The organism is Achromobacter sp. ACM05 (genome assembly GCF_019218915.1).
GTDB classification, from domain to species: domain Bacteria; phylum Pseudomonadota; class Gammaproteobacteria; order Burkholderiales; family Burkholderiaceae_B; genus Achromobacter; species Achromobacter animicus.
Genome location: NZ_JAHUWQ010000003.1, coordinates 408,619 through 428,826, shown reverse-complemented (window position 1 = coordinate 428,826; position 20,208 = coordinate 408,619). Strand labels below are relative to the sequence as shown.

17 protein-coding genes are annotated in these 20,208 nt (G+C 64.2%); 13 read left to right on the top strand and 4 right to left on the bottom strand.

The genetic code is table 11. The features are described 5' to 3' along the window. Window positions 1–3 precede the first annotated feature (3 nt). The 11 genes from KW836_RS20470 to KW836_RS20420 all read left to right on the top strand — a co-directional run bounded on the left by KW836_RS20470 (window position 4) and on the right by KW836_RS20420 (window position 11,434). Complete coding sequence (locus KW836_RS20470) at window positions 4–1,434, top strand: mannose-1-phosphate guanylyltransferase/mannose-6-phosphate isomerase (RefSeq protein WP_175183996.1); 1,431 nt, start codon at window positions 4–6, stop codon at window positions 1,432–1,434. Window positions 1,435–1,549: 115 nt separating this feature from the next. Next, window positions 1,550–1,912 carry a VanZ family protein gene (locus KW836_RS20465; RefSeq protein ID WP_175138037.1) on the top strand — a complete coding sequence of 121 codons (363 nt, stop codon included), beginning with the start codon at window positions 1,550–1,552 and terminating at the stop codon, window positions 1,910–1,912. Between the two features lie 10 nt (window positions 1,913–1,922). After that, window positions 1,923–3,032, top strand: coding sequence for a GDP-mannose 4,6-dehydratase (gene gmd, locus KW836_RS20460; RefSeq protein ID WP_175126163.1), 1,110 nt, complete (start codon window positions 1,923–1,925; stop codon window positions 3,030–3,032). A 6-nt stretch (window positions 3,033–3,038) separates the two neighbouring features. Continuing rightward, window positions 3,039–3,992: a GDP-L-fucose synthase gene (locus tag KW836_RS20455; protein WP_175126164.1), complete on the top strand. Its 954-nt coding sequence runs from the start codon at window positions 3,039–3,041 to the stop codon at window positions 3,990–3,992. Between the two features lie 44 nt (window positions 3,993–4,036). Then, window positions 4,037–5,341, top strand: a complete 1,305-nt coding sequence (locus KW836_RS20450) for a lipopolysaccharide biosynthesis protein (RefSeq protein ID WP_239213175.1) — start codon at window positions 4,037–4,039, stop codon at window positions 5,339–5,341. A gap of 5 nt (window positions 5,342–5,346) precedes the next feature. Continuing rightward, window positions 5,347–6,264, top strand: a complete 918-nt coding sequence (locus KW836_RS20445; RefSeq protein WP_224776689.1) for a glycosyltransferase family 2 protein — start codon at window positions 5,347–5,349, stop codon at window positions 6,262–6,264. 28 nt (window positions 6,265–6,292) lie between these two features. Beyond that, a complete protein-coding gene (locus KW836_RS20440; protein WP_175126166.1) occupies window positions 6,293–7,585 on the top strand; it encodes an O-antigen ligase in 1,293 nt (430 codons plus the stop codon). After that, entirely contained in the window at window positions 7,578–8,708 is a 1,131-nt protein-coding gene (locus KW836_RS20435) for a glycosyltransferase (protein ID WP_218344596.1), read from the top strand. Before KW836_RS20440 ends, KW836_RS20435 begins: the two co-directional genes overlap by 8 nt. Before the next feature lie 13 nt (window positions 8,709–8,721). Beyond that, complete coding sequence (locus KW836_RS20430) at window positions 8,722–9,609, top strand: glycosyltransferase family 2 protein (protein ID WP_175138034.1); 888 nt, start codon at window positions 8,722–8,724, stop codon at window positions 9,607–9,609. Beyond that, window positions 9,606–10,166: a putative colanic acid biosynthesis acetyltransferase gene (locus KW836_RS20425; protein ID WP_218344595.1), complete on the top strand. Its 561-nt coding sequence runs from the start codon at window positions 9,606–9,608 to the stop codon at window positions 10,164–10,166. The genes KW836_RS20430 and KW836_RS20425 overlap by 4 nt, the downstream gene beginning before the upstream one ends. After that, complete coding sequence (locus KW836_RS20420) at window positions 10,163–11,434, top strand: glycosyltransferase WbuB (RefSeq protein WP_218344594.1); 1,272 nt, start codon at window positions 10,163–10,165, stop codon at window positions 11,432–11,434. The genes KW836_RS20425 and KW836_RS20420 overlap by 4 nt, the downstream gene beginning before the upstream one ends. 78 nt (window positions 11,435–11,512) lie before the next feature. Here the strand turns inward: KW836_RS20420 and KW836_RS20415 are convergent, their stop codons facing one another. From KW836_RS20415 to KW836_RS20400, 4 genes are all read right to left on the bottom strand, one after another. Then, window positions 11,513–12,409, bottom strand: coding sequence for a hypothetical protein (locus KW836_RS20415; protein ID WP_218344593.1), 897 nt, complete (start codon window positions 12,407–12,409; stop codon window positions 11,513–11,515). 371 nt (window positions 12,410–12,780) lie between these two features. Beyond that, on the bottom strand, window positions 12,781–13,446 hold the full coding sequence (locus KW836_RS20410; RefSeq protein ID WP_191575823.1) for a response regulator transcription factor: 666 nt from the start codon (window positions 13,444–13,446) through the stop codon (window positions 12,781–12,783). A 355-nt stretch (window positions 13,447–13,801) separates the two neighbouring features. Beyond that, window positions 13,802–14,551 (bottom strand): response regulator transcription factor, encoded by a 750-nt coding sequence (locus KW836_RS20405; RefSeq protein WP_175138027.1) that lies wholly within the window; start codon window positions 14,549–14,551, stop codon window positions 13,802–13,804. Between the two features lie 564 nt (window positions 14,552–15,115). Then, complete coding sequence (locus KW836_RS20400; protein ID WP_175126201.1) at window positions 15,116–16,720, bottom strand: hypothetical protein; 1,605 nt, start codon at window positions 16,718–16,720, stop codon at window positions 15,116–15,118. A gap of 377 nt (window positions 16,721–17,097) precedes the next feature. Here KW836_RS20400 and KW836_RS27975 point away from each other — a divergent pair, with 377 nt between their 5' ends. Together KW836_RS27975 and KW836_RS20395 are read left to right on the top strand one after the other, a co-directional pair. After that, entirely contained in the window at window positions 17,098–17,781 is a 684-nt protein-coding gene (locus tag KW836_RS27975; protein WP_239213168.1) for a TetR/AcrR family transcriptional regulator, read from the top strand. Between the two features lie 78 nt (window positions 17,782–17,859). Then, on the top strand, window positions 17,860–20,208 hold the full coding sequence (locus tag KW836_RS20395) for an acyl-CoA dehydrogenase (RefSeq protein ID WP_255596011.1): 2,349 nt from the start codon (window positions 17,860–17,862) through the stop codon (window positions 20,206–20,208).

Genomic DNA, 20,208 nt, shown 5'->3' with positions numbered 1-20,208 from the left:
GCCATGACCAACCCCCGTCCTCCGTACCGGGCAGTGATTCTTTGCGGTGGTTCAGGCTCGCGCCTGTGGCCGCTGTCGCGCGAACTGTTGCCGAAGCAGTTCATCCGTTTGACCGATGACCGCAGCCTTCTGCAGAACACCCTGCGGCGGCTGGAGTCGGCGGGCGCGCAAGCGCGGCCCATCCTGGTCTGCAATGAGGCGCATCGCTACATTGCGGCGGAGCAGGCTGATGAGCTGGGCATCAAGGACGTCGAGGTCATCCTGGAGCCGTTTGCGCGCAACACGGCGCCGGCCATCGCTGCCGCCACGCTGCGGGCCATGCAGGATGGGGAGGACCCCATCATGCTCATCATGCCGTCGGACCACGTGCTGGAAGACGGCGAGGTGCTCAGCGCGGCGTTTGCCCAGGCGTACGACGCGGCCCGCCAAGGCGCACTGGTGACGTTCGGCATCAAGCCGACCGCGCCGCTCAGCGGCTACGGCTACATCCAGGCGGACGAGCCCGGCGCCATGGCCCCGGCGCGCCGTGTGCGCCGGTTCGTGGAAAAGCCGTCGCCCGAGGTCGCCCAGCGCTTCATCGACGACGGCGGTTACTACTGGAACAGCGGCATGTTCGCCTTCCAGGCGTCGGTCTTCCTGGCCGAGCTGGGCCGGCTGGCGCCCAAGATCCTCGCGCAGGCGCAGTCGGCCGTGGCGACGGGGCATGGCGACAACGGCCTCTTCCATCTGGACGGCCCGGCGTTCGAGGCATGCCCCAGCGATTCGATGGACTACGCCATCATGGAGCGCACCGACAGCGCGGTGGTCATCCCGCTGGCCGCCTCGTGGAGCGACGTGGGTGCGTGGGATGCGGTATGGGGCATCGCCCAGAAGTCGGTGGAAGGCAACTCCACCACGGGCGACGTCATGGTGGAGGATTCGCGCAACTGCCTCATCCATTCGACCAGCCGGCTGGTGGCCTCGGTGGGCCTGGACGACATCGTGGTCATCGAAACGGCCGACGCGGTCCTGGTGGCGCACAAGTCGCGCTCGCAGGACGTCAAGCGCCTGGTCGAGGTCTTCAAGTCGCAGCACCGCAGCGAACTGAACCACCACCGCGAGGTCCAGCGGCCGTGGGGGTCGTACGACTCGGTCGGCCAGGGGCCGCGATACCAGGTCAAGCGCATCACCGTGAAGCCGGGCGCGCGGTTGTCGTCGCAGATGCATCACCACCGCGCCGAGCACTGGATCGTGGTGTCGGGTACGGCGCGCATCTACAACGGCGACAAGCAGTACCTGCTGACCGAGAACCAGTCGACCTACATCCCGCTGGGCGAGATCCACAGCCTGGAGAACCCCGGGAAGATTCCGCTGGAAATCATCGAGGTGCAGTCGGGGGCTTATCTCGGCGAAGACGACATCGTGCGCTTCCAGGACATCTACGGCCGTGTTTAGGGAGCCCCCACGCCGCACACGCTCCGCGCGCTTGCTGCCCCCCGAGGGGGCCGTCTTCGCCTTGGGGCGGCCCGGCGGCGAAGAGCCGGAGCGGGTTCCCTTTTGGCGCCCGGGCATGGCCAAGATCTGCCTGCCCGTGGCGGCCCTCTTTTTCATCGTTCTGATCACGGTGGGCAACCTGCCCGGGCTGGCGGCGGACATGTCCGATGCCTTTGGCGACAAGCGGCTGCATCTGGCCGCCTACGCCTTCCTGACCGGGCTGATCTACGTATCGGTCAACCGGCGCCCGGCGCTGGTGGCCATGCTGGCGGTTACCGCATTGGGAGTGGTGGACGAATCCATCCAGTCCCTTTTTCCCTACCGAGAGGCTGAACTCTTAGACCTTTTGGCCGATATCTCAGCGGCTGGTGCAACAGTAATCTCTTTGCACATTGGTAACGCAGCCATCGGCTCCTTTCGTGCAGTCACTAAGTCTTAAGGACACAACCATGCCAAAACGGGCACTGATTACCGGCGTAACTGGCCAAGACGGGGCCTATCTGGCGGAGCTTCTGCTGGCCAAGGGCTATGAGGTCCACGGCATCAAGCGGCGCGCTTCGCTGTTCAACACCGCGCGGATCGACCATCTGTACCAGGACCCGCACGACCAGCCCCGCAATTTCGTCCTGCACCACGGCGACATGACGGACTCGTGCAGCCTCATCCGCATCGTCCAGTCGGTGCAGCCTGACGAGATCTACAACCTGGCCGCGCAAAGCCACGTGGGCGTCTCGTTCGAGGAACCGGAATACACGGCCAACGCCGACGGCCTGGGCACCCTGCGCCTGCTGGAAGCCATCCGCATCCTGAAGCTGGAAAACAAGTCGCGCTTCTACCAGGCGTCGACGTCCGAGCTGTACGGCCTGGTGCAGGAAACGCCGCAGAAGGAAACCACCCCCTTCTACCCGCGCAGCCCCTACGCCGCCGCCAAGCTCTACGCCTACTGGATCAGCGTGAACTACCGCGAAGCCTATGGCATGTACGCCTGCAACGGCATCCTGTTCAATCACGAATCGCCCAAGCGCGGCGAAACGTTCGTGACGCGCAAGATCACCCGCGGCCTGGCGCGCATCGTGCTGGGGCTGCAGGAATGCCTGTACCTGGGCAACCTGTCCGCCCTGCGCGATTGGGGCCACGCCCGCGACTACGTCGAAATGCAGTGGCTGATGCTGCAGCAGGACACGCCCGAAGACTACGTCATCGCGACCGGCATGCAGTACAGCGTGCGCGAGTTCATCAACACCGCGGCGCGCGAGCTGGGCATCCTGCTGGCGTGGGAAGGCGAAGGCCTGGAAGAGACGGCCACGGTGCTGTTCTCGCCGGTGCATGACGTCAAGGCCGGCCAGGTCATCGTCCGCGTCGATCCGCGCTACTTCCGTCCGACTGAAGTGGAGACCCTGCTGGGCGATCCCACCAAGGCCCGCGAAAAGCTCGGCTGGTCGCCCCGCACCACGTTTGCGCAGCTCGTCAAGGAGATGGTCGAGGCGGACCTGAAGGACGCGCGGCGCGATGCGCTGGTCGAACAGAACGGCTACGAAATCTACGCCTACAAGGAGTAGCCCGCCATGACGAACCTGGACCAACGCGTTTTCGTCGCCGGCCACCGCGGGATGGTGGGCGCGGCGATCACCCGCGAACTGCACCGGCGCGGCTACGAGAACGTGCTGACCCGCAGCCGCGCGGAACTGGACCTGGAAAACCAGAACCAGGTGCACCGCTTCTTTTCGACCACGCCGGTCGACGTGGTGTACCTGGCCGCCGCCAAGGTGGGCGGCATCCTGGCCAACCAGACGCATCCGGTGGATTTTCTGTACAAGAACCTGATGATCCAGTGCAACGTGATCCGCGCCGCATATGCGGCCGGGGTGCGCAAGCTGCTGTTCCTGGGTTCGTCATGCATCTACCCGCGCGAGGCGCCGCAGCCCATCCGCGAGGACGCGCTGCTGACCGGTCCGCTGGAGTCCACCAACGAACCGTACGCCATCGCCAAGATCGCCGGCCTGAAGCTGTGCGAGGCCTATCAGCGGGAGCACGGCGCGCGCTTCATCTGCGCCATGCCCACCAACCTGTACGGCCCGCACGACAACTACGACCTGCACAGCAGCCATGTGCTGCCGGCCCTGATCCGCAAGTTCCACGAGGGCCGCGAGGCCAACGCGGAAAGCGTGACGATCTGGGGCACCGGGTCGCCGCTGCGCGAGTTCCTGTACGTGGACGACCTGGCGCAGGCCAGCGTCATGCTGATGGAGCATCCGGACGCCGAGGGCATCTACAACATCGGCGCCGGCCAGGACATCTCCATCGCGGACCTGGCGCAGCTGGTGGCGCGCGTGATCGGCTACGAGGGCAAGATCGTCTACGACACCTCCAAGCCCGACGGCACGCCGCGCAAGCTGATGGACTCGTCGCGCGTGCAGGCGTTGGGCTGGCGGCCGGAGATCTCTCTGACGCACGGCATCACGCTGGCCTACGGCCATTTCCTGCGCGAGCGCACGCAACAGGCGCTGCCGGTGGCCTGACGGCCGCGCCAGCATGACAGACAGGGTTACCGATGCTTGGATTCGTGAAGAAACACATCGCCGGCAATGCCTCCTTCTGGGGGCTGGTGGAGTACGGCATCGGTCCCGTCGCGGCGCTGGTGGCGCTGCCGATCCTGTTCCGCCAGCTCGGCACGGTCGGCTTCGGCCAGTATTCGATGATCATCGCGCTGGCCGGCTTCGGCAACGCGGCCAACCTGGGCGCGGCGGTGACTGCGACCAAGCTGGTGTCCGAGAGCGCGCACGAACCCGGCGGCGCCTATCGCGCGGCCGGCGTCAGCATGTCGCTGATCGGCTGTGCGCTGGCCGTCGTGACCCTGGCTGCCGTGCTGCTGTGGGGCGTGGTGGGGTTGGGCTGGCCAGAAGCCACATTCGGCGGCGTGGCGGTGACGATGCTGGCCATGCCGGCGCTCGCCATCTATCTCACGCAGCAGTATGACCAGCTCTTTTCCGGCTGCCTGAAGGGGCGCGAGGACTTTCGCGCCACCGCGCTGTGCGAGGTCTTCAGCCGCACGGGCACGATGGCGCTCGCGTGCGCGGCCGCCTGGTACACCGCCTCGCCCACGTGGACGGGACTGGCGCAGGCGCTGGGCCTCCTGATCGCGGGCAGCGTCAAGATGCGCGTGTTCTCGCGCGCCTACGACCGCTACATCGTGCGGCCCGTGCGCGATCGCGGCGCCATGATGGCCGCCTTCCGGTTCTCGCGCTGGTCGTGGCTGAACAGCCTGAGCGCGCTGGCCTTCGGCTCGGTCGACCGCGTGCTGGTCGGCAGCCTGATGGGGCCGGCGGCGCTGGCGATCTATACCGTGGGCGTGCAAGTGGGCCAGATCATCCACACCGCGTCCGTCGCCATCTTCCAGAAGGCCATGCCGCGCGTGACCCGCCTGTCGGTCTCGCCGCCCTACCCGGGCGCGGCCGAACGCGAGATCCGCCGCATGATGCTGTGGAACCTGGCGCTGTCGGCCGGCGCCACGCTGGCAGTGCTGGCGGTCAGCCGGCCGCTCTTGAACGTGCTGCTGGGCGACAACGTCGCCGGCGGCCATCTGGGCACATTCCAATTGCTGATCGTGGCGTCGGGCCTCTTGTCCCTGAACGCTGCGGCGCATTTCTCCCTGCTGGGGCTCGGCAATTCCCGCGCCGTCGCGATCCTGAACGGATTGGGCGGCCTGGCAATGCTGTGCGTCATGGCGGGACTGGTTCACGTGGCGGGGGAACACGCCGCAGCCTGGGGCCGCATGGCCTACGCGGCGATCACGCTGGCCGGCGTGGCCCTCGCCATCCGTCAATCCCGCCCCGAGTTTCCGGGCGCCATGCCTGCGGCCACCCGATAACCAACATGCTGAGGTCTTACATGCGCAAGCGCCACAACGAGTATTCACGCCAGCTCATCGACTTCGTCCGCGAGCTCCGTCCGCCAGCGCCCATCGCCAGCGGCCTGCTGCCCAAGGTGACGATCGTGACGCCCTCGTTCAACCAGGCCAAGTTCCTGGAGCGCACCATCCTGTCCGTGCTGAACCAGGGGTATCCGCGGCTGGAATACATCATCATCGACGGCGGCTCCACGGATGGCAGCGTGGACATCATCAAGAAGTACGAGCGCTACCTGTCCTACTGGGAAAGCACACCGGACCGCGGCCAGTCGCACGCGATCAACAAGGGCTTCGAACGCGCCACGGGCGATTACGTCGGTTGGCAGAACTCGGATGACCTGTATTTCCCGGGCGCGCTGCGCAAGCTGGGCACGGCCGCCGCCAAGGGCCGCGCGCCGATCGTCAGCGGCAACCTGTTCGTGGCGGATGCCAACAACCACATCTTCCGCAAGATCCACTACACGCCCGTCAACCGCGGCACGCTGACGGTGGTGAAGGCCTCGATCCCGAACCAGTCGGCCATCTTCCGCCGCGACCTGCTGCGCAAGTACGGCCTGCTGCAGGAAAGCATGCGTTACTGCATGGACCTGGAGCTGTGGAGCCGGCTGCTGCGCGAAGGCAAGAACCTGATCGTGCCGGACGCACTGGGTGTCTACACCGCTCACGACGAGACCAAGACGGCACTGATGCAGGACGTGCTGCTGGAAGAGCGCGAACAGATCGTCAGCCGCATCCGGCGTACCGAACCGGGTCTGGGCAAGCTGTTCGAACTGTCCTGCCGCGCCTCGAAAGTCGCCGCGCACGCACGCCAGGGCGATCTGACGTATCTGCTGGAAAAGCTGACCACCAAGATCTTCGGACGCGACGATTGGGCCGCGCACTAGGCCGGACCGACACTGATACGGAACTGCAATGACTACGCGCCGGCTTTCCACCCTGCACCTCCTGGGCCTGTTCGTCTTCACCGCGCTGGCGCTGAACGACGACAGGTTCGTCATCGGGGTAGGGAGCTTCAAGCTCTCGCCCTTCGACCTGCTGTTCGTGGCCATGCTGGGCGTCAAGGCGCTCCGGCTGGCCGACCCGGGCGCGTACGCGTTCCCGCGCGGCGCGCTGGGGGTGCTGCTGGGCATCCAGGCAATCTCGGTGATCTATCTGCTGGTGGTGTCGAGCCATCACCCCGGCATCGAGACCGGCGACGTCGCGCGCGACCTGCGCATCGTCTTCTACTTCCTTTGCACGCCGTTCCTTTGCTACAAGGACATCGACAGTCCGCACGCCTATGCGATCCTGCAGAAGTACATCGTTGCGGCGAGCCTGGCGGTTGCCACGTTGATGCTGGTGGAACAGGCGGCCGGCTTCAGCGTCGCCAATCCCCTGCGCAACGTGCGGCTGGGCGTGTGGGCGATCCCGATGGGCGTGGTATCACTGCTGTACTTTCGCCGCACGCTGAACGTATCGGGCCCCAAGGCCTACATGTTGACGCTGTACATGGTGATGGCGCTGGTGTTCTCGCTGAACCGCAGCCAGTACCTGCAGCTGGCGATCTCCGTCATCATCGCCGTGCTGCTGGCCGGCAGCGCCGACATCCGGCGCCGCGCCGTGATGATCTTCGCGCCCGCGGCCGTGGCCGGGGTGCTGATCTTCGGCGCCATCGGCTATCTGGACGTGCTGACCGATCGGATCTTCAGCGTCGAGCGCCTGGACGAAGACTCCAGCTACGGCGCGCGCGTCCAGGAGATGGAGGGCCAGATGCAGTTCTTCGCGGAAAGCCCCGTGTTCGGCAAGGGCGCGGGCTTTCGCAGCTGGGTGATGGGCGAAAACGGCTTCGAGCTGAGCACGTTCGCGCACAACTCATGGGCCTTCTACCTGATGAAGTTCGGCGTGGTCGGCACGATCATGATCATGTTGCCGCCACTATTGATCCTGCTGTTCTCGCTCTTTCGGCGCTACGCCCATCCCGGGCTGGAGATGCACCGGCGATATCTGCTCGCCACCGCGCCCATCTACATCTTCATCGACTCGATGTCCGGCGGTCTGGCCTATGCGCCCAAGACCGCGTTTACCGGCTTCCTGCTGTGCTATTGCCTGTCGCTGATGCGCAATGCACAGATCATGCCCGTGCCTCGCCAAGAATCTCCCGCTCCCAGCCCTCGCCCGGATATCGTGCGCCGGGCGCCACCCACGCGAGTAATACCCCATGTCTGATGTCTTGTTTGTCGCACCGGACTTGCATGGCGGCGTCGGAAGATGCGTCGCCTTCATTGTGGATGCGTTGCCGGAACAGGGGGTGGACTCCGCCCTGTTCCTGCTGCGTTCGCGCAATCGCGAGTATCCCATCGCCAATCCCAAGGTCACCCGCGCATTTCCGATCATCGAGTCCCCAACCAAGCTGCGGCTGGCGCTGCCCGTGGCGTTCTTCAAGCTGCTGCAGCACATCCGCCGCGAAAAGCCCGCCATCGTCTGCTCGCACGGTCTGTTGTGCAACATGCTGGTCGTGCTGGCCAAGAAGGTCCTGCGCGGCAACTTCCGAACCGTGGCCTTCGAGCACAGCAGCCCGGCCATCCACTACGGCGCATCGAAAATGCGCCGTCTGAAGTGCTGGCTGGTCAGCCAGACTTACCGGCGCCATGACGCCGTGGTGGGCGTGTCGCGCGGCGTGAAGGAAGACCTGGTCAGCATGTTCCCGCCGCTGCGCGGCAAGGTCCACACCATCTACAACGGCGTGCCGCTGGACAACGTGCGCCGGCAAGGCGCGCAACCCAAGCTGAACGACGGTGGCGAGTCGCCCTATCACGTGGTGGCCGTGGGCCGGCTCGAGGCGGTGAAGGACTATGCCACCTTGATCGACGCAGCCGCGCTGCTGGACGACCCGCGTATCGCATTCACGATCCTGGGCGAAGGCTCCGAGCACGCCGCCCTGCAAAAGCGCATCGACGACAGGCCATCGCGCACGCAGGTCACATTGGCGGGCCATATCGACAACCCCTTTCCGGTCATCGCCGGCGCCGGCGCCTTTGCGCTCACCTCCGTGCGCGAGAGCTTCGGCAACGTGCTGGTGGAGGCCCTGTGCCTGGGCGTGCCCGTGATCTCCACGGACTGCCCGCATGGTCCGGCCGAGATCCTGGACGCCGGCCGCTACGGGCTGCTGGTGCCGGTCGGCGACGCCGAGGCGCTGGCCGAGGCGGTGCGGCGCCTGGCCTACGACGGCGAGATGCGCGAGAAGCTGGCGGCCCAGGGCCCCGAGCGCGCGGACGCCTTTTCCCTTGAGCGGCACTGCCGCAACGTCATCGATCTCTTCCGCCCGCTCATGCAGCGCGGAACGCCCTGAACAGGACAGCATCATGCAGAAGATACCGGTATCCGTCGTGGTGATGACGAAGAACGAGGAACGCAACATCGCGAAGTGCTTGAAGGGGCTGGTGGAGTTCGACGAGGTCTTTGTCGTCGACTCCAACAGCACGGACGCGACCTGCTCGATCGCCACGGCGATGGGCGCGCACGTGTCGAACTTCAATTGGGACGGCAAGTATCCGAAGAAAAAGCAGTGGTGCCTGGAGCAGCTTCCTTTTTCGCACCCCGTCGTCCTGTATGTCGACGCCGACGAAGAAATGACGCCAAGCCTCGCCGCCGAGATCCGCGAGGTGCTGCCGCGCTTTGCGGCCGGCGCGGGCGGCGCCTTTGTGCCGTTCGACTACGTGTTCTGCGGCAAGAAGCTCGAACACGGCCACCGCGTCTACAAGCTGGCGCTGCTGGCGCGCGACCGCTCGCGCTTCCTGGACTACGACGACCTGGACGTCGCCAACATGTGGGAGGTCGAGGGCCACTACCAGCCGCAGGTCCAGGGCGAAACGTTCGCGCTGCGCCAGCGCATGGTGCACAACGACCACGATTCGCTCTATCACTACTTCGACAAGCACAACCGCTATTCGGACTGGGAAGCGAACCTGCGCACCAAGGGCCTGATGAACGACCCGCGCGAAGCCAATGTGGGCGGACGCGCGCTGCTCAAGAAAATCTTCCAGGCCATGCCGTTCAAGGCGCCCATCTCGTTTCTGCATTCCTACGTCTTCAAGCTGGGCTTCCTGGACGGCAAGGCGGGCTATGACTACGCCGTCGCACGCGCCATGTACTACTGGCAGATCCGCATCAAGACCGAAGAAATCCTGAAGGCGCGCCGGGCCAGCGAGGCCGCGTCGCAGCGCGATGCCGTTGCGGGAGCGGCCAAATGAGCACCTTGCAACGCCTGGACCAGTTCGCGCTGGCGCCGGGTCAGCGCGGGCGTTCGGCGCTGACCGTGCAGTTGTGGTGGATGGTGCAAGGCACGCTCTTTCGCTGGTCGCCGCAGGTGGCCTACGGCTTTCGCCGCTGGCTGCTGCGGTGCTTCGGGGCGCGCGTGGGCCACAAGGTGCTGATCCGGCCCACGGCCACGGTCACCTATCCCTGGAAAGTGGAAATCGGCGACTACGCCTGGATCGGTGACGACGCCGTGATCTACAGCCTGGGCCCCATCCACATCGGCGCGCACGCCGTGGTGTCCCAGCGCAGCTATCTGTGCGCGGCGGACCACGACGCCGGCCGGCCCGACTTCCCGCTGCGTGAACGCGCCGTGCACGTCGAAGACGGCGCGTGGGTGGCGACCGACGTGTTCGTCGGACCCGGCGTGACGATCGCGCGCGAGGCGGTCATCGGCGCACGCAGCTCGGTGTTCCGCAACATGCCGGCCGCAATGGTCTGCCACGGCAACCCGTGCCGCCCCATCCGGCCCCGCACCGCCACGCCAACATGAAAATACTCATCTATGGCATCAACTACGCGCCCGAACTGACCGGCACCGGCAAGTACACCGCCGAACTGGCCGAATGGCTGGCCGCGCGCGGGCACGAAGTCAGTGTGGTCACCGCCCCGCCCTACTACCCGCAATGGAAGGTGCACGAGGGCTACCGCGGCTCGCGCTATGCCAAGGAAACGCGCCGCGGCGTGACCGTGCGACGCGCGCCCTTGTGGGTGCCCGAAAGACCTGGCGGCGCCAAGCGCCTGGTGCACCTGGCAAGCTTCGCGCTGTCCAGCCTGCCGTCGCTGCTGCGCGCCGCAATGCGCCGCCCGGACATCATCCTGGTCGTCGAACCCGCCCTCTTCTGCGCCCCGGCCGCATGGCTGACCGCGCGCCTGACCGGCGCGCGCGCCTGGCTGCACATCCAGGACTTCGAGGTCGACGCGGCGTTTGAGCTGGGGCTGCTGAAGGGCGGCGCCTTGCGATCGATGGTCAAGCGCGCCGAGCGCTGGTTGATGCGCCGGTTCGATCGCGTGTCGACGATTTCAAACCGGATGCTGGATCTGGCGCTATCCAAAGGCATCGATCCCGCCCGTGCGGTGCTGCTGCCCAACTGGATCGATGTCAACGCCATCACGCCGCTGGCCGAAGGCGGCGATTACCGTGCGCAGCTCGGCATTCCGGATAACGCCATCGTTGCGTTGTATTCGGGGAACATGGGCGGCAAGCAGGGTCTGCAGATTCTGGCGGACGTGGCGCGGCGTCTCAACCGCGAGGACCGCCTGTGGTTTTTGTTCTGCGGCCAGGGCCCGGAACGCGCGGCGCTGGAGGAAAAATGCCGCGGCCTGACGCGCGTCATCTTTCTGGATCTGCAGCCTGCGGAACGCTTGGGCGCGCTGCTGGGCACCGCGGACATCCACCTCCTGCCCCAACGCGCCGGCGCCGCCGACTTGGTGATGCCCTCAAAACTGACCGGCATGCTGGCCAGCGGCCGCCCGGTGGTCTGCGGCGCGGCGCGCGGTACGGAGCTTGCCAGTGTGGTTTCGCGGTGCGGTCTGCTGACACCGCCCGAGGATGCCGTGGCGATGGCCGAGGCGGTGCGCAAGCTCAGCTATAACGCACAAATCCGCGAAACTTTGGGCGCGGCGGCACGGCAGTATGCGATGGCGCATCTGCATGTGGACGCGGTGCTAGGTGCGGCGGAGCGGGAGTTTATGGCGATTGCGAAGAGCAAGGGCCGCGGAGCGCCGGCGGGGACGCGGGCGAGTGAGGGGGATGTTTGAAGGGGGGGCCGGAATGGGCGCATGCATGGCGGGCGCGGAACAGCATGGACAGCGTCGCCTTGCTTAGCCACTCCCTGATTAGGCGGTAGAAAAACCACACCGTCGATTGTTCTCTTCCGGAAATTCAATCTCCGGATACTGGAGAATGATCAGATGCGGCAGGGCCATGGACGGCATGAACACGAGCAGAATCGCCAAATCCACCCAGATCATCAGCGGCGACCATCGCCGCCACTTCCTTGCGGTGAAGGACCTAATTATCCAATGTCCACCGTAGCGCAGGAGTACGTCTCTCGGGCTTTGAGGGAGCGAAACAATCTTTGGTGGGGGCAGGCCTTCAACCTTAGCCATATAACGATTGAGCCAAGCCCAGATATGATCTGGATAAATCTTCTCGTTAGACATGATGGGTATCTTGACCAATTGAGGTGCAGGCAAGTTGCGGGTGTAGCCCACAAGGTAAAGATAAGGTTGCGCTTGACCTGTTGACCAGCAAATGCCCTGCAACTGATCCCAGTCAAGTTCCCATATTTCATCCGGGCTTTCTTCGGGATAGGGGACGTAGTAGGCGCAGCGGCTACGGCGGTCGAACCGAACTTTCGAGCACCGGTATCGGAAGCGCGGTCCCAAGACACAAAAAAGAAAAAACACCATAAGCCCTATGGCCGGAAGGCCTAGAACGGCCAGCCAAATAAACCCGAACCCATTGTCAACGCCTGCGATCACTGCAGAAAAGAATACGAGCAGTCCAATAAGCGTGAAAACTTGAAGCATCAAGCTATGACCTTCGGATTTCAGCGAATCGGAGATGACCTCGATGCAATGCTCGTTGATCCGCGTCGCCTCTATGGCGGCGGGATCCTTCGGGTCTGGCACCAGAGGCAACAACGTGCTCGCGAAGCGAAAGATCCGCCATTTTTTCTGGATTTCTCTAAACGACGGGCGCGGCTGCCGGATTTGCTTGCTGGTTCGCATTACTTGGGCTGTCAGGCGATTGAGGAGGAGATGCGAGGATGGCGGTGCCGGCCTTGCGCAGGTGTTGGCGGGTGGGACGCCATTGAACGGGTCGTCTCGCCCGGCCATTACGTCACGCCAACTCAGGGTTGGCTATCAGACACGTATGATTCTGAAGTGCATCAGCTGAGCACTCGATCGGGTTCGCAAGACGTTCGCTTTGGTGGTGGCCGGGTTTCGCCACGCGCCGTTGTAATGCTCAGTGGCACAGCATCCGATGACGCAACGCTCAACGAACGACTTTTATTGCGATAACTTTCACGCGCCCAAAAAAAGCAGGGCCCGTGCAGGCAGCATCGCCACCCGCACAGGCCCTGACTCGCGTCATCACATCAACCCGCTTCGCCCTTCCCGGGCGCGGGCTGCCCATTCGAGCTTCGCACCAACCCCATCTGCACCGCAATGTACGCGGCCTCGGCCTGGTTGCGCGCATTGAGCTTCCAGTACAGCGTGCGCGCATGGCTCTTGACGGTGGCGACCGAGATGCCGACCTGCTGGCCGATCTCGCGCATCGTCTTACCCTGCACAAGGAGCTGCAGGATTTCCTCCTGCCGCTGCGTAAGTTCACGCAGCTCCTGCACGGACGCGTGTGTCGTGCTGGGCGGCCTGCCTGCGGGTTGGGGATAGCATTCGCCGCCTGCGATCACCAGGCTGACGGCCGCGGCCAGCGCGTCGGGGCTGGACGCCTTGGGCAGATAGCCCGCGACGCCGGCGCGCGCACACGCGGCCATGACGCTCTGGTCCATCGCCGAATACAGCACCAGCACCAGCCTGGGCATGAAGAACGCCATCGCCTGGGAAAGAAGCCCGATGTCCTGCTCCGCAGTGCCGCTGCAACCGACCACCAGCAACTCCACTGGCTTGTTGATCGAGCTGGACATATTGAGAAGGTGAGCTGGCGAGATGGCCAGGATATCGTCGGCGTTGCGCACACGTTCCAGCACATGCTGAATTGCGACACGAAGCAGAGCGTAGTCTTCGATCAGTACGGTTGTCATCCCGGGAAGAACCTTGTGACGCATGGCCCATTACGGCTCCCATGACGCTGGCGCGACGCCGCGCAAGGCGCGGGTTCACGCGCGTCGCCAGGTTCAAGGGAATCCTGTCCGCAGCCTTGGGATTGCAGTGGCGAGACTAAGTGATTCGCCCTATCAATCCATGCTTGCGGACACAACTCATGCTATCAGCGGCTACGTTCGCTGAATCTCGTTCAGGAGGATGATTGGTGGCGGAAAGCGAGGTGACAGCAACCCGAACACCTGCTTTCTATGCCTTAGCCGTATTGGCTATGCGCAACCCCGGCAGCGTTGGAACTGGGCGTTCCTGCTGCCGGGCAGGCAGCGCAAACCTGACTCAACCGAGCTTGCGCCCATAGATCTGCCCGGCATCCACTTCGCGCCCGTTCGGTTCATGCCATTCCAAGGTCGCACCGCGTTGCAGCGCCGCGTAAACGGCTTCGCCCTTGTTCTTGACATGCAGGCGTTGATACAGCGTGCACGCGTGCGTCTTGGCCGTCGCCACCGAGATGTTCAACATCCGGCTGACGGTCTTGATGGGATAACCCCGTGCAAGCAGCACCAGCACTTCGTACTGGCGCGGCGTGATCTGCAGGAGCTGTGCCCCCGCGCTCACGGGCATGGTGCCCTTCGAGCCGGCTTCTTCCGCGTCCCGCGACGGCAAGGCGCATACGGTGGAGGCCGGAGCCTGCAGCGCCTGTTCGCTGGGGAAGCATTGCCCGCCCGCCATCACCAGGCGGATGGCGGCCTCGAGGATCTCGACCGAGGCCGTTTTCATCAGGCAACCGTACACGCTGGCGCCAGGCAGGCCTTGCACCGGCATGGGCAAGGGCATGACGTCCGTCAAAAGCAGAATCCGCTTGGGCGTCAGAACGCGCTGAATCTCGTGCAACGCGCTCCATGCTTCATCGGTATCCACTGGCAAACCATAGATCAGAAGATCGGCGCCCGCGTGCACGCCGTCGGCCTTGGACACGTCCGCAAGGCCCATCCCCTCGATCTCCCACACATCATCCAACTTGCTAAGAATCTGCCACAAACCCAACCGCAGTAGCGGATGAGCTTCAATCAGGACCATCTTGGCCATGGTGTCCTCCCGGTTTTTCGACGGGCCTAGAAGGGATCTTCGCTGTGCTGAAGACTATTTTTTATCCAGCCCTGCGGGGGTGGTCCGCATATCCCGGAATATCTAATGAAGCTGAACCGGGACGTTTGGGCTGGGCGACTTTGGTAGCCAACATAACGGATGGCATGGAACCCATCTTATGGTTCGGATTTGTCAAAATCAAGACGTTTCAGGGCGATATAATCCGACAAAATCAGAAATCAATCGTTAGCCTTAATCACGTTCCTAAATATGGATGAGAAGTTCATCTCGTCCTTTTCGCCGCTAGGGTTTTCACCAGCGGCGACGGGCTTCGGGGACGTGTCTCCCTCTATGAAACGGCCCGTCAGGGCGGCCCGCACAGGCGCTCTGGCCCTTGTTACAGACGAAAAAAAGCCGCGTCGGGACATCAGCCGGACGCGGCGTCGAATAGCCGGTGGAAGAGGGAAACCTGTCAACTTGTATCCGCAGACACATCAAGCCCGTGAACAGTCCCTGTATTCGAAATAACGGTAACATTTTTTATTTACACGCCCGCAGGCGGATTTACTCCATATAGGCGAAGTCAAATACCGTGTGCCCCCCCTGATGATGCCAATGGTGCATTGAAGCATGGCGTTTTCTCAGGAAGTTTGCGTAGTGGATTTCGCCGTCGGTTTCGACATAGGTGGAAGGCGTCAATTCCTCGATCTGGTTGAGCGAGACACCCTTGCCGTAGTGACAGAAGCCCTGGTACTGCGCGCACCGGATCACGTCTCCTCCAGGCGAGACAACGATTCCGGCGTTGCGGGCGCGCATCGGGTTGCGCACGATCGGGTTGCAAGCGTGCGGCGTCCAGGTCGTGGAACGTGGCGAATCGGAGAAGAACGCGAACAGCTCGTCGCAATGGCTCTGCCCGTCCGTCCGGTCGATATTTGTTAATAGCCACCAGTATTCGCCGTGTTTAAAAATAATGGTATCCACGGCCGAAATATTGGTCATCAGATTAACGTCAAGCTCCCATTTCAGCGGAAATTCAGTGCATTTCCACAGTTCAATACTGCGATTTCCGCACGTTTCAGGAACCATGTACGTCACGCCTTCGTGTTCAAAAATGTACGGAAACGAAAGGTGATAGGGCAGGTTCAGCGCAGTGCCCAGCAGCCGGAAAGCCCCGTCGGAGTAGGTCGCGACCGAGATCGTGCCCTTGCGGGACGTAAAATCGTAGTCCTCGAAAAATATATATGGTTTTTTATCGTGCGTATAAACGAAAGGGTCGGCGAAAAACCGGCCCTTTGGCGGCTGCAATACCATGGCTTCGGAGACCACGGCCTGCTGGCGCGCAGACGGAAACATACCGATCCGCCAGCGGACATTGCGTTTCATGATGCGGCGCACAACGAGATCGGACATTAACCAAGCCTGGCGCGCAATATATGCAGCGCTATCCCACTCAGCCGGATCGGCCCGGCGCGGGCCGCTCATGATCTGCATGGCGGGCGGGGCGACGCCCGGGCGGTCATGGGCCAGCGCCTGCAAGGCGTCGTAGACCATGAAGTTTCCCAAACTGAATGCGCGCGCCTGATTCTTCAGCCAGAACACTTCCGTATTGAAGCTGCGCTGGTCCAGAAGCTCGTCGTCTTCCTGCCTGGCGCCCACGCGCCAGAGTTTCACGGTGGTGTGATCCTCGCGCTGAAAGACCTCCCAGAAACCCGCATATCGGCTTGTCGCCACCGCAATATCGGAATAGCTCAACTGCCAGACGCCCAGCCGCGACCAACTGGCGAGCTGCGCCCGCGTGGCCGGCGACGCACCCAGCGTGATGACCAGGTCCAGCCCCAGCGCCTGGACCTCGGCGCGCGCGTGCGGATCCTCGTCGCCCGGCGCCAGCGGGATCACCGACGCGCCCGCCTCCTGCAGGCCATCGCGCATGTCGCGGCAGGCCAGCATGTCCCGCTGCTTCTGCGGCAGCAGCTTGCCTTCCAGACGCGACAGCGAGCCAAACAGTGCCTTCACGCTCAGCCTGGGCGCGGTATCGGCGGCCTCGCCGTTCATCACCAGCAGTGCCGTCAGGTCGAAATCCTGGCTATGGAGTAACCACTCAACCATCTCGTGCATCCAGCCGGGTTGCTCATACCCGTCAACCAGCAGTCCCACCTTGTACGTCTTCATTTCTCGTGCTCCTGTATCAGGGCGATTGGCCTGCCGCGCCGTGACTGCGCGGGTGCCTCGCCCGGCACACACCCGGGGCAATGCGTTCATGTTCTCGCGCTGATACTGCGGGGTTTTCGGCGTGCGTTCCAGAGCACATTCATCCTAGGGCCGGTGTCCGAGGCCGATCGGCCAGAACTCAACCTGGCGGACATGTCGCGCCTCATTCTTCTTTCCGGCGGGTCTCGTCCTTACGCCCGATGCGAAGCGCACGTGCCGCAAAACCGACATATCACGCGCGCATTGTTAGGGGTAAACCCTATTGGGGATAGCAGAGGCTCGCCTCTCATCCCTGCCTCCCGCATAATGCTTTGAAACAAACGTTTGAATTCAACCTTATGCAAGAAATCCGCGCCACGTCCACCAGAGAAACCATCCTCGACACCGCCGAGTCCCTGTTCGCGCAACAGGGACACGAAGCAACGTCGATGCGCCAGATCACGGGCGCGGCCGGTGTGAATCTCGCTTCGGTGAACTATCACTTCGGCTCGAAAGAGTCACTCGTGCAGGCGGTGCTCAAACGCCGCCTGGAAGTGCTGAATCGCGAGCGCATGCGCCTTCTGGACGAACTCGAGGCGCAATCCGGCGGCAAGCCCCTGAAGCCCTCCCAGATCGTGGATGCGTTCTTCGGCACCCTGCTGCGCCTGGCCGCCGATCCGGCGCAGGCCGGCAGCACCTTTCTGCCGCTACTGGAGCGCACGATGACCGACCCCACGGATTTCATCCGCGCGTTGTTTGCCGAGGAATATGCCGACGTGCTCGCGCGCTACCGCAACGCGCTGTTCGCCGCGCTGCCCGACGTGCCGCGCGCCGAGATCATCTGGCGCTTCCAGTTCATGCTGGGCGCGACGTCGTACGCCATCATGGGCACCGACCTGCTGCGCTCGGTCACCGGTCTGGCCGGCGACGAGGCGGAACAGCCCAACGACCGCGAGCTGCTCTTGCCGCGCCTGATGAGTTTCCTGCTGGGCGGGCTGCGCTCGCCCCTGCCGCACTTGAATGCAAGCCCCGGAGGCGCCTGACCGCCTTCCACCGCAACAGGCCGGCGAGCCGCCTTCGGTCACCGCCAGGCAACTGAAGAACAACGAGGAGACAAGAAAATGTACGCAGTCATCGTCGCGCTGGTTGTCATTGCGCTCCTGGCCGCCGTGTTGCTGGGCGTGCGCCCCATCCGGCGGGCGCTGCTGTCCGCGCCGATCTTCAACCTGTACCGCAAGGTGCTGCCGCAGATGTCCGACACCGAGCGCGATGCGCTCGAGGCCGGCACGGTCTGGTGGGAAGGCGAACTCTTTCGCGGCCGTCCTGACTGGAGCCGCCTGCTGGCGTATCCGCGCCCCCGCCTGACCGACGAAGAGCAGCGCTTCCTGGACAACCAGGCCGAAGCCGCCTGCCGCATGGTCAATGACTGGAACGTCACGCAAGAGCGCTTCGACCTGCCCGCCGACGTCTGGAACTACCTGAAGTCCGAGGGTTTCCTCGGCATGATCATTCCCAAGCAATACGGCGGCCTCGCGTTTTCCGCTTACGCCCACTCCGAAATCGTGACCAAGCTGTCCACGCGGTCTTCCGCGCTGGCCGTGTCGGTCATGGTGCCGAATTCGCTCGGTCCCGCAGAATTGCTGCTGCATTACGGCACCGAAGAGCAAAAGAACCATTACCTGCCGCGTCTTGCGCGCGGCGAAGAGGTGCCGGCCTTCGCGCTGACCAGCCCGTGGGCAGGTTCGGACGCCGCAGCCATCCCCGACAGCGGCATCGTCTGCAAGGGCGAATGGCAGGGCCGCGAAGTCATCGGCATGCGCGTCACCTGGGACAAGCGCTACATCACGCTGGCGCCCGTCTGCACGCTGCTGGGCCTGGCGTTCCGCCTGTACGACCCGGACGGGCTGCTGGGCGGCAAGAAGGACCTGGGTATCACCTGCGCGCTCGTGCCGCACGACCACCCCGGCGTGGACACCGGCCGTCGCCACTTCCCGCTGAACGCCATGTTCATGAATGGCCCGACGCGCGGCAACGACGTCTTCATGCCTTTGGACTTCATCATCGGCGGTCCCGCCATGGCCGGCCAGGGCTGGCGCATGCTGATGGAATGCCTGGCCGCGGGGCGCTCGATCTCGCTGCCATCTTCCAACACGGGCATGTCCAAGCTGACGGCGCGCGCAGTGGGCGGCTATGCCCGCGTGCGCAGCCAGTTCCGCATGCCGGTCGGCAAGTTCGAAGGCGTCGAAGAGGCGCTGGCACGCATCGGCGGCAACACCTACATGATGGACGCCGCGCGCACCATGACGGCGGGCGCGGTGGACCTGGGCGAGAAGCCCTCGGTCGTGTCGGCCATCGTGAAGTACCACGTCACCGAACGCGCGCGCCAGGTCGTCAACGACGGCATGGACGTGATCGGCGGCAAGGGCATCTGCCTGGGACCGTCCAATTTCCTGGGCCGCGCCTACCAGCAGATCCCCATCGGGATCACCGTGGAAGGCGCCAACATCCTGACGCGCAGCCTGATCATCTTCGGCCAGGGCGCAATCCGCTGCCATCCTTATGTGCTGGCGGAAATGCAGGCCGCGCAATCGCCGGACCGCAAGCAGGGGCTGGACGATTTCGATGCCGCGTTCTGGGGCCATGCGGGCTTCGTGGTGCGCAACACGCTGCGGGCGCTGGGCACCTCGCTGACCGGCGCGCGCTTTGTGGCCGTCAACGCCGACGTCGCACCGGACATGAAGCGCTACTACCAGCTCCTGGGCCGCTACTCGGCCGCCTTTGCACTGCTGGCCGACACGTCGATGCTGGTGCTGGGCGGCAGCCTGAAGCGCCGCGAGCGTCTGTCGGCGCGGCTGGGCGATGTGCTGTCGCAGATGTACCTGATCAGCGCGACGCTCAAGCGCTTCGAGGACGAAGGCCGCCAGAAGGCCGACGCGCCGCTGGCGCACTGGTCGATCCAGGATGCGCTGTGCAAGTTGCAGGAGGCCTTTGACGGCGTGCTGGACAACTTCCCGAATCGCGCTGTCGCGTGGATCATCCGCCGCATCGTGTTCCCGTGGGGCCACAGCCAGATCCCGCCGTCCGACCAGCTTGGCCAGGACGTGGCCCGGCTGCTGATCAGCCCCAGCGCAACGCGCGACCGCCTGACGGCAGGCTGCCACCTGCCCGATACCGCGGACGAACCCGTGGGCGCGATCGAGCAGGCGCTGGCCGCCACGCTGGAGGCCGAGCCCATCGAGGCCAAGATCCGCGAGATCGAAAAACGCGGCGTGCTGGACGGCAATCCGCAAGCCAACGTGCGCGACATCGCCGACGCGGCGGTCACCATCGGCGCGATCACCGCCGAAGAGTATGCGGTCGTCAAACGCCGCAACCGCTTGCGCGATACCGTCGTCAAAGTGGATGATTTCCCCTTTGACCTCGGCGCCGCCGACGCAGACCGGCCCACGGCCGATCGCAAGGTCGCCTGA

Excerpts from the sequence above, each read along its gene's own strand:
- KW836_RS20430 (WP_175138034.1), top strand. The coding sequence starts at position 8,722 with ATGCAGAAGATACCGGTATCCGTCGTGGTGATGACGAAGAACGAGGAA.
- KW836_RS20405 (WP_175138027.1), bottom strand. The coding sequence starts at position 14,551 with ATGGCCAAGATGGTCCTGATTGAAGCTCATCCGCTACTGCGGTTGGGT.
- KW836_RS20425 (WP_218344595.1), top strand. The coding sequence starts at position 9,606 with ATGAGCACCTTGCAACGCCTGGACCAGTTCGCGCTGGCGCCGGGTCAG.
- KW836_RS20415 (WP_218344593.1), bottom strand. The coding sequence starts at position 12,409 with ATGCGAACCAGCAAGCAAATCCGGCAGCCGCGCCCGTCGTTTAGAGAA.
- KW836_RS20465 (WP_175138037.1), top strand. The coding sequence starts at position 1,550 with ATGGCCAAGATCTGCCTGCCCGTGGCGGCCCTCTTTTTCATCGTTCTG.
- KW836_RS20470 (WP_175183996.1), top strand. The coding sequence starts at position 4 with ATGACCAACCCCCGTCCTCCGTACCGGGCAGTGATTCTTTGCGGTGGT.
- KW836_RS20420 (WP_218344594.1), top strand. The coding sequence starts at position 10,163 with ATGAAAATACTCATCTATGGCATCAACTACGCGCCCGAACTGACCGGC.
- KW836_RS27975 (WP_239213168.1), top strand. The coding sequence starts at position 17,098 with ATGCAAGAAATCCGCGCCACGTCCACCAGAGAAACCATCCTCGACACC.
- KW836_RS20455 (WP_175126164.1), top strand. The coding sequence starts at position 3,039 with ATGACGAACCTGGACCAACGCGTTTTCGTCGCCGGCCACCGCGGGATG.
- KW836_RS20400 (WP_175126201.1), bottom strand. The coding sequence starts at position 16,720 with ATGAAGACGTACAAGGTGGGACTGCTGGTTGACGGGTATGAGCAACCC.
- KW836_RS20440 (WP_175126166.1), top strand. The coding sequence starts at position 6,293 with ATGACTACGCGCCGGCTTTCCACCCTGCACCTCCTGGGCCTGTTCGTC.
- gmd (WP_175126163.1), top strand. The coding sequence starts at position 1,923 with ATGCCAAAACGGGCACTGATTACCGGCGTAACTGGCCAAGACGGGGCC.
- KW836_RS20435 (WP_218344596.1), top strand. The coding sequence starts at position 7,578 with ATGTCTGATGTCTTGTTTGTCGCACCGGACTTGCATGGCGGCGTCGGA.
- KW836_RS20395 (WP_255596011.1), top strand. The coding sequence starts at position 17,860 with ATGTACGCAGTCATCGTCGCGCTGGTTGTCATTGCGCTCCTGGCCGCC.
- KW836_RS20410 (WP_191575823.1), bottom strand. The coding sequence starts at position 13,446 with ATGACAACCGTACTGATCGAAGACTACGCTCTGCTTCGTGTCGCAATT.
- KW836_RS20445 (WP_224776689.1), top strand. The coding sequence starts at position 5,347 with ATGCTGAGGTCTTACATGCGCAAGCGCCACAACGAGTATTCACGCCAG.